Raw genomic sequence first — 9368 nt, 5'->3', positions numbered from 1 at the left:
CGGCCACCCAGGCCGTCCCCGCCTCCCCGCCGCCGCTGCCGCCCGAGCGCGGCCGCTCGCCGCGGGCGAACGGGGCCGGCGGGGGCAACGGGGCGAACGGGGCCGGCACGCCGGCGTCGCCGTCCCGCTCGTCGTCCGGCCCGCGCGGCACGCGGGTGGCGGGCGGCGCGAACGGCAGCGGCGCGTCCACCGGGAACGGGGCGTCCGGCCTGCCGAAGACGCCGCCCCCGGCGGCTGCGGCCAAGCCGCCGCGCAAGGCCGCCCCGAAGGGCCGCGCCGACAAGCCCGCCGAGGCCGACAAGCGGCCCGCCTCCGACATCGCCGCCGACCTGTGGCCCGACGGCGGGGACCCGACCCGCACCGCCGAGGACCCGCTGTACCTGCTCGGCGGCAAGGCGCCCGGCGCCGACAAGCCGTCCGCGGACAAGCCCGCGGCCGACAAGCCCGTGTCCGGCAAGGGCCGGGGCAAGCCCGAGTCGGGCGGCGGGTCCGGCAAGGGAAAAGGCGACTCGTCCCTGATGCACTACGACCTGGACAGGTGACCCAGGGGGCTTCGGGACGGAGCTTCAGCACCCCTGAGAGCTCGGTCGAGACGGCGATCGACCTGCCCGCGGTCTCGGACCCGGCGGCCGCCGGGCCCGCCGGGCAGGGCAAGGGGAAGCGGATCGCGGGCAAGGCCGGCCGGCTGCTGGCGTCCGCGGGCGGCGCCGTCGCCGTGCAGTTCGTCACCGCGGGCGGCAGCCTCGTCGTGCAGTCGCTGGCGGCCCGCACGCTCGGCGCGTCCGGCTACGGCGCGTACGCGCTGCTCTTCTCGATCATCGTCATGATCACCTCGGTGCAGACCAGCTGGGTCGGCGACACCCTCACGGTGTTCGACCGGTTCGAGCCGCGGGTGCGCGGCGCGCTGCTGCTGTCGGTCGCCGGCACGGTGGCCGTCGGCGCGGCCGTGGGCGCGGCCGTCGCGGCCGTCATGCATCTCGCCGGGCCGCTCGGCATCGCGCTGTTCGCGCTCTCGGTGGCCCTGTGGCTGCTGGAGGAGACCGGGCGGCGGATCTTCACCGCGCGGATGGAGTTCTGGCGGCTGACCGTCAACGACGCCACCTACCTGGTGACGACGCTCGCGGTGCTCGGCGCCTCGCTCGGCGCCGGCGCGGACGCCTCGGTGGAGCTGCTGCTCGCGTCCATGTGCGCGGGGTCGGCGGCCTCAATCCTGCTGGCCCGGGTGCGGCTGCCGCGCGAGGAGTACGCGCTCGCCTCGCTGCGCGGCACCGCGTTCCGGGAGATCCTCGCGTTCTCCTGGTGGCGGTCGGTGCAGGCCGGCATCCGGCCGACCGCGCTGCTGCTCGCCCGCGTGATGATCGCCGGGTTCGCGTCCACCGCCGTGCTCGCCGGGGTGGAGGCGGCGCGGCTGCTGCTGTCGCCCGCGCTGACGTTCGTCAACGGCGCGGGCTGGTTCCTGCTGGGCGACTTCGCGAAGGCGGAGAAGGCCGGCCGGCCGATGCGGGCCCGGCAGGCGGTCCGCGCGTGCACGCTGATGTCGGGGATCGCGCTGGTGATGAGCCTCGGCGGGATCCTGCTGGCGGGCTGGCTGGGCCCGGTCGTGACCGGGCACTCGTTCTCGGTGAACAAGGCCGCGCTCGGCGGCTGGGCGGTGTACTCGGTGTGCTTCTCGTGCACGCTGCCGCTGGCGAGCCTCGCGACGGCCCGCAAGCAGTCCCGGTCGGTGTTCGTGATCCGCGGGGTGGAGAGCCTCGCCGGCCTCGCGGTGCTGCTCGGCCTGCTGGTCGCCGACCCGGGGCACGCGGCGATCGCCCCGTACTGCCTGGGCGCCGGCGGGCTCATCTCCGCGGTGATGCTGTGGCGGATGCTCCGCAAGGGCGACCCGCCGCGCGGCGGCGGGGGGTCGGCGGCGGTACCGGCGACGTCCGGCACCATTGCGTCGGGCGGCGTGGAGTCAGGGAACCAGCTCGTCGGCTGACGCGGGGACGCGGGCGCGGGTGGCGCCCGCCGGACGGGCCGCGCGGCGGCGCCCGGCGAGCCAGACGGCGGCCGTCCCGGCGGCGAGCACGACCAGCGTCCACGCGATCGGGACGGCGCCGACGCCGAACATCTTCAGCGCGGACGCGACGAGCACGAGCGCCAGCACGCGGCGGATGAGGCCGCCGGGGGCACGCGAGGAGATCTTCGAGCCGAGGTAGACGCCGGGGATCGAGCCGACCAGCAGCGCGGCGGTGACCTGCATCTGGAAGTCGCCGAACAGCAGGTGGCCGAGCGCGGCGGCGAACACCAGCGGCACCGCCTGGAGCAGGTCGGTGCCGACGAGCTGGTTGGCCTTGAGCGCCGGGTAGAGCGCGAGCAGCGCGACGATGATCAGCGAGCCGGAGCCGACCGAGGTGATGCCGACGACCAAGCCGCCGACGAGCCCGATCAGCACGGTCGGCACGGGCTTGACGCGGATTGCGGGCGCCTCGCCGTCCCCGGCGCCGGGGCGGCCGCGGTCGCGGCGCGCGAGCACGCCGCGGACGGCGAGCCCGCCGGCGGCGATGAGCAGCGCGACGCCCATCGCCTTGCTGATCAGGTTCTCCACCCCGTCGCCGTGGCCGAGGGCGCGGGCGAGCAGCACGCCGCAGAACGCGGCGGGCACCGAGCCGGCGCACAGCCAGCCGACGAGCCGCATGTTGATCGTGCCCTGGCGGTAGTGCACGGCGCTGCCGACGGGTTTCATCACGGCCGCCGCGACGAGGTCGCTGGAGACGGCGGCGAGCGGGCTGACGCCGAAGAACGTCACGAGCATCGGGGTCATGAGGGCCCCGCCGCCCATCCCCGTCAGCCCGACGACGATGGCGACCAGGAACGAGCCGAGGGCCATGGTCCAGTCGAAGTCCACGCGCCTTCACCCCCTACGACGGCATGACCTACCTGCTATATAGGAAAACTCGCCTACACGATACGAGACCGCACCCGGGTCTGTTAACCCGGGTGCACTCCAACAAACGTGACTAGAGTGACGATCTACGACACAAGGGGTGAAAGCGGGCTATTCGGGGGCGACCCAGCCGCCCGCGACCAGCAGCTCCAGGACCCGCCCGACCGCCTCGTCCGGCGTCATCGCCGAGGTGTCCAGCGCCAGATCGGCGTCCTCCGGCACCTCGTAGGGGTCGGAGATCCCGGTGAACTCCGGGATCTGCCCCGCCCGCGCCTTGGCGTACAGGCCCTTGCGGTCGCGCCGCTCGCACTCCTCCAGCGGCGTCGACACGTGCACGAGGATGAAGTCGCCCGCCGCCGCGACCATCCGCCGCACCTCCGCGCGGGTCGCCGCGTACGGCGCGATCGGCGCGCAGATCGCCACCCCGCCGTGCCGGGTGATCTCCGCCGCGACGAACCCGATCCGCCGGATGTTCAGGTCGCGGTCGGCCTTGGAGAACGTCAGGCCCGCCGACAGCATCCGCCGGACCACGTCGCCGTCCAGCAGCGTGACCGTCCGGCCGCCGCGCTCGACCAGCGCGTCCGCGAGGCCGCGCGCCACCGTCGACTTGCCCGAGCCCGACAGGCCCGTGAAGAACACCGTGATGCCGCGCGAGTGCTTGGGCGGCCGGGCCCGCGCCAGCTCGGCGGCGACCCCGGGCGGGGTGAACCAGTCCGGGACGGGCTCGCCCGCGTCCAGCAGCTCGCCGAGCCGCTCGGGGGTCAGCTCCGCCTGCACGTGGTCGGGCTCGATCCGCGCGACCGGGCGCCAGATCTCCACGTCCGCGTCGTAGGCCCACGGCTCCGGCACGACCACCGGGACCGCGGTGCCCTCCGCCTCCTGCTCGGCGAGCAGGTGCGAGGCGCCGTACGCGGCGGCGACGTGCGCGCGCAGCAGCAGGTCGCGCTCGTGGTCCCCGCGCGAGGGCAGCGGCACCGGGATGATCCGCGTCCCGTCCGGCAGCTCCTTGCGGACGCTCAGCAGCGCCCGCACCAGCGACTCGTCGTGCTCGCCGCTCAGCAGCGGCAGCACCAGCACGCCCGCGCCGAGCTGCTCGGCGACCTGGCGGATCTGGCCGAGCTGCTTGCGGTGCAGCGGCTCGCGCGCGGCGACGGCCAGGACCGGGCCGTCCACCGGGTCGAGCTCGTCGGGCCGGCGGCGTAGCGAGTGGAACGGTCCGTGCGCGGGGGAGCGGAGCGGCTCCAGCGGCCCCGCCAGGCGCCAGCCCTGCGACGTCGGGTCCTGCCAGGCCTCCGCGACCTTCAGGACCGCCAGCGGCACGCCCTCCGGGTCCTGCAGGACGAGCCGCTCGTGCGCGGTCAGCTCCTTCGGCACCGCCAGGGTGACCGGGACCGGCCACGGCGTCCCGTCGGCGAGCCGGCCCCCGGCGATCACCATCGCGGCGTCGAACGAGCCGAGGAAGCCGGTCAGCGGCCGGTACACGCCCGCGAGCAGCAGCTCCAGGTCGGCGAGCTCCACCGCGTCCGGCGCCCACCCGGGCAGGTCGCGCAGCGTGTCGGGAAGGCCGGCTTCGGCGGTCACCGCGGTCTCCGATCCGGCCCGGCGCACACGCCGGGCCGATGCAGGTCAAGGGTCGATTTCCCGCCAAATTACTGCGGTCGCGGCGGTGCCCGCATCCCCGGCCCCGTCAGATCACGCGGGCGAAGCGGTTCTCCGGCTTGCGGATGACGAGGGTGACGTCGCTGTGGTCTGCGGTGAGGCGGCCGCGGCTCGCCGCCGCGACCAGCCGGCACAGCAGGTCGGTGAGGCCGGTTCCGGCCCCGAGCGCGTCGATGGCCTGCCGGGAGGTGTACTCCTCGGCGATCATCAGCCCGCGCATCACGCAGTACCACTGCATGCCCTGCCGGGACGCGACCTTGTCGTAGATCGCGGGCGGCGGCTGCGGCCTGCGGGCCCGCGCGGCGCGCGGTGCCGGGGCCCGCCGCTGCTCCCGGCGCGCCGCGCGCTCCTCCCGCCCGGCGGAGTCCGTCCCGGTGTCCGTCCCGGCCGCCGGTGCGACCTCGGTGCCGGGCGGCGCCGCGGCGGCCTCCGCCGTCCCCTCCGCCGGCCCCTCGGGGGCGCGGGCGTGGGCCCCGCGCGGCACCCGCGCGGGGCGGGACTTGCGGCGCCGTCCCGAGGCGTGCATCCAGCGCGGCAGGTGCCGGTCGAGGAACCCGAACGCGGTGTTGCGGTCGCGCAGGTGGACCAGCAGCAGCCCGCCCGGCTTGAGCGCGGCGACGAACCGGTCGAGGACGAGTTCGGCGTGCGGCACCCGCTCGACGAGGTAGGTCGCGTGGACGATGTCGTAGGCGCGCGGCGGCATCGGGACCGTGCGCAGGTCGCCGAGGTGCCACTCGTCGAGGTCGGGCCGCTCGCAGGCGTGCGCGCGCAGCTCCGGGGACTCCAGGTCGACCCCGGTCACCAGGTACTCGCGGTCGCCGGGGTCCAGCCCCGCGCCCCAGCCGCAGCCCGCCTCCAGGATGTGGATCCGCTGCAGGGGCTTCTCCAGTGCGTACTGCCTTGCGCGTTCTGAGAAGAGATCGCCGTCGTTGACCGGCGGCGTACGCAGATCGGTCACAGTCTCGCAGCGTAATCGTCCGACTGCGCTCTGTCCGCTATTTGCCTATTCTTGGTAACCGCCGTGTCGCCCTCCGCCGGGCGGCGGGCCGGGGCCGCCGCCTGCGGCGCCGCGAGCGCGAGGGGCGCGCGGGGGCGCGTAGTCTGGTACGCGGTGCCGGGTCCGCCGACGGATTCCGGTTCTTCGGGCTGCCCTGCCCCTCGGGGTGAATGCGAACTTACGGGCGAAGATGACGCTTTCTGGACTTGTTGACCTTGCATGCGCCGACCCTGAACTCGAGCGCGCCCTCAAGCGGGCGCGCACCGACACCGAGGTCGTCGCCCCCGCCGCCACCTGGCCGATCCTCGCCGCGGCGCTGAGCCGCGCGGTCGGCGCGCGCTCCGGCGGTCCCGGCGGACGGCACGGCGTGGTGCTGGCGGTGACCGCGACCGGCCGCGAGGCCGAGGACCTCACCGCCGCGCTGACCAGCCTGATCGGCGCCGGCCGGGTGGCGCACTTCCCGGCCTGGGAGACGCTGCCGCACGAGAAGCTGTCGCCCCGCTCGGACACGGTCGGGCAGCGCCTCGCCGTGCTGCGCCGCCTCGTCCACCCGGACGCGGCCGACGCGCCCACCGAGGAGGAGGCGGGTGCGGACGTGCCCGGCAAGGGCGGCGCGCTGGACGTCGTCGTCACGCCGGTCCGGGCCGTCCTGCAGCCGATCGTGGCGGGCCTCGCCGACCTGGAGCCGGTCCGGCTGGCCTCCGGCGGCGACGCGGACATGGACGACGCCGTCCGCCGCCTCGTCGACGCCGGCTACCACCGCGTCGACCTGGTCGAGAAGCGCGGCGAGATCGCGGTGCGCGGCGGCATCCTCGACGTGTTCCCGCCCACCGAGGAGCACCCGCTGCGGGTGGAGTTCTGGGGCGACACCGTCGAGGAGATCCGCTACTTCAAGGCCGCCGACCAGCGGTCCCTGGAGGTCGCGCAGGACGGGCTGTGGGCGCCGCCGTGCCGCGAGCTGCCGCTGACCGAGAAGGTCCGCGAGCGCGCGAAGCTGCTCGCCGAGCAGCACCCGGCGCTGGAGGAGATCCTCGGCCGGATCGCCGACGGCGACACCGTCGAGGGCATGGAGGCGTTCTCGCCCGTCCTCGCCGAGAGCATGGAGCTGCTCACCGACCTGCTGCCGGACGGCTCGGCGCTGCTGGTGTGCGAGCCGGAGCGGATCCGCACCCGGTCGGTCGAGCTCGTCCGCACCAGCCAGGAGTTCCTCGAGGCCAGCTGGGTGAACGCCGCCGCGGGCGGCGAGGCGCCCATCGACCTCGGCGCCGCCGCGTTCCGGTCGCTGGAGGAGGTCCGCGAGCACAGCACCGAGCTGGGCCTGCCGCGCTGGAGCGTCACCGCCCTCAACCCCGAGGGCGACGCGCTGAACCTCGGCGTGCACGCCGCCGAGGCGTACCGCGGCGACACCACCCGCGTCGTCGGCGACCTCAAGGGCTGGATCGACGCCGGCTGGCGCGTCGTCATGGTCACCGCCGGGCACGGGCCCGCCGAGCGGCTCGTCCAGCTCGTCGGCGAGGAGGGCATCGGCGCGCGGCTCGCCGCCGTCGGCGCGCCGCCCGAGCCGTCCGTCGTCACCGTCACCACCGGGCTGCTGGAGAACGGCTTCGTCTGGGAGCCGGTCAAGCTCGCGGTGCTGACCGAGACGGACCTGTCCGGGCAGAAGTCGTCCACCAAGGACGTCCGGCGGATGCCGTCGCGGCGGCGCGGCGGCATCGACCCACTCCAGCTCAAGGCCGGCGACTACGTCGTCCACGAGCAGCACGGCGTCGGCCGGTACGTGGAGATGGTCAGCCGGACGGTCCAGGGCGCCACCCGCGAGTACCTGATCCTGGAGTACGCCAAGAGCGACCGGCTGTTCGTCCCGACCGACCAGTTGGAGGAGCTGACCCGCTACGTCGGCGGCGAGGCGCCGAGCCTGCACCGGCTCGGCGGCGCCGACTGGCAGAAGGCCAAGTCCCGCGCCCGCAAGGCCGTCAAGCAGATCGCCGGGGAGCTGATCCGGCTGTACTCGGCGCGGATGGCGAGCCCCGGGCACGCGTTCGGCGCCGACACCCCGTGGCAGCGCGAGCTGGAGGACGCCTTCCCCTACGTGGAGACGCCCGACCAGCTCGCCGCCATCGACGAGGTGAAGGGCGACATGGAGAAGCCCGTCCCGATGGACCGGCTGATCTGCGGCGACGTCGGCTACGGCAAGACCGAGATCGCGGTCCGCGCGGCGTTCAAGGCCGTCCAGGACGGCATGCAGGTCGCGGTGCTGGTGCCGACGACGCTGCTCGTCCAGCAGCACCTGTCGACGTTCGCCGAGCGGTTCGGGGCGTTCCCGATCGTGGTGAAGCCGATCAGCCGGTTCCAGACCGACGGGGAGATCGAGGCGACGCTCGGCGGCCTCGCCGACGGCACCGTCGACGTGGTGGTCGGCACGCACCGCATCCTGTCGGCGCGGACGAAGTTCAAGAAGCTCGGCCTGGTGATCATCGACGAGGAGCAGCGGTTCGGCGTCGAGCACAAGGAGGAGCTGAAGCGGCTGCGCACCCAGGTCGACGTGCTCGCCATGTCGGCGACGCCGATCCCGCGGACGCTGGAGATGGGCCTCACCGGCATCCGGGAGATGTCCACGATCCTCACGCCGCCGGAGGAGCGGCACCCGGTGCTGACGTTCGTCGGCCCGTACGAGGAGAAGCAGATCGCCGCGGCGATCCGCCGCGAGCTGCTGCGCGAGGGCCAGGTGTTCTTCGTGCACAACCGGGTCCGGTCGATCAACAAGGTCGCGGCGAACCTGGCGCAGCTCGTCCCGGAGGCGCGGATCGCCATCGCGCACGGCCAGATGAACGAGCACGAGCTCGAGAAGGTCATGGTCGACTTCTGGGAGAAGAACTACGACGTGCTGGTCGCGACGACGATCGTGGAGTCGGGGCTGGACGTCCCGAACGCCAACACGCTGATCGTCGACCGCGCCGACATGTACGGGCTGTCGCAGCTGCACCAGCTGCGCGGCCGGGTCGGCCGCGGCCGGGAGCGCGCCTACTCCTACTTCCTGTACCAGCCGGAGCAGCCGCTGACCGAGACCGCGCACGAGCGGCTCGCGACGCTGGCGCAGCACACCGAGGTCGGCGCCGGCATGTACGTCGCGATGAAGGACCTGGAGATCCGCGGCGCGGGCAACATCCTCGGCGCGGAGCAGTCCGGGCACGTCGCGGGCGTCGGGTTCGACCTGTACGTCCGGATGGTCGGAGAGGCCGTCAGGGACCTGAAGGAGGGCGGCGCCGAGCCGGAGGCCGTCGAGACCAAGGTCGAGCTGCCCGTCGACGCGCACCTGCCGCACGAGTACGTGCCGGGGGAGCGGCTGCGGCTGGACGCCTACCGGCGGATCGCGGTGATCACGTCCGAGGACGAGATCGGCGCCGTGCACGACGAGCTGAAGGACCGGTTCGGGCCGCTGCCCGTCCCGGTGCTGAACCTGCTGGAGGTCGCGCGGTTCCGCGCCAAGGCGCGCAAGGCGGGGCTGAGCGACGTCACCGTGCAGGGCAACTTCATCAAGTTCGCGCCGGTGGACCTGCCCGACTCCAAGCAGGTGCGGCTGCAGCGGCTGTACCCGAAGAGCATCCTGAAGCCCGCCACCGACACGCTGCTGGTGCCCGCGCCGAAGACGGCGCCGCTCGGCGGCCGCCCGCTGCGCGACCAGGAGCTGCTGAAGTGGGCGACCGACCTGGTCGAGGCGCTGTTCCTGGAGCCCTCGCCCGCGTCCGCCGGGCGGGGATAGGCTGCACCGATCGCCGGTGATCAGGA

5 protein-coding genes and 1 pseudogene are annotated in these 9368 nt (G+C 74.4%); 3 read left to right on the top strand and 3 right to left on the bottom strand.

The features are described 5' to 3' along the window. Positions 1-542: pseudogene (locus tag J4709_RS40525) on the top strand (hypothetical protein); the annotation flags it as partial. Next, positions 539-1978, top strand: coding sequence for a lipopolysaccharide biosynthesis protein (locus J4709_RS40520; RefSeq protein WP_208249834.1), 1440 nt, complete (start codon positions 539-541; stop codon positions 1976-1978). The pseudogene J4709_RS40525 and the gene J4709_RS40520, both read left to right, overlap by 4 nt. On the opposite strand, the gene J4709_RS40515 is transcribed toward J4709_RS40520, so the two are convergent. From J4709_RS40515 to J4709_RS54035, 3 genes are all read right to left on the bottom strand, one after another. Beyond that, the gene (locus J4709_RS40515; RefSeq protein WP_307801990.1) at positions 1955-2887 is read right to left on the bottom strand and encodes a sulfite exporter TauE/SafE family protein; all 933 of its coding nucleotides are present in this window, start codon (positions 2885-2887) and stop codon (positions 1955-1957) included. The two genes, J4709_RS40520 and J4709_RS40515, sit on opposite strands and share 24 nt — an antisense overlap. Before the next feature lie 150 nt (positions 2888-3037). Continuing rightward, positions 3038-4507: an adenylyl-sulfate kinase gene (cysC, locus tag J4709_RS40510; RefSeq protein WP_208249832.1), complete on the bottom strand. Its 1470-nt coding sequence runs from the start codon at positions 4505-4507 to the stop codon at positions 3038-3040. Between the two features lie 106 nt (positions 4508-4613). Further along, positions 4614-5543, bottom strand: coding sequence for a class I SAM-dependent methyltransferase (locus J4709_RS54035; RefSeq protein ID WP_307801989.1), 930 nt, complete (start codon positions 5541-5543; stop codon positions 4614-4616). A gap of 229 nt (positions 5544-5772) precedes the next feature. Between J4709_RS54035 and mfd the strand changes: the two genes are divergently transcribed. After that, positions 5773-9342 (top strand): transcription-repair coupling factor, encoded by a 3570-nt coding sequence (gene mfd, locus J4709_RS40495; RefSeq protein ID WP_208249829.1) that lies wholly within the window; start codon positions 5773-5775, stop codon positions 9340-9342. Positions 9343-9368: the final 26 nt, after the last annotated feature.

Origin of the sequence: Actinomadura violacea (genome assembly GCF_017573465.1) — a bacterium.
Lineage (GTDB): Bacteria > Actinomycetota > Actinomycetes > Streptosporangiales > Streptosporangiaceae > Spirillospora > Spirillospora violacea.
The sequence above is the reverse complement of the archived record's forward strand: the minus strand, read 5'-3'. Positions and strand labels throughout refer to the sequence as shown.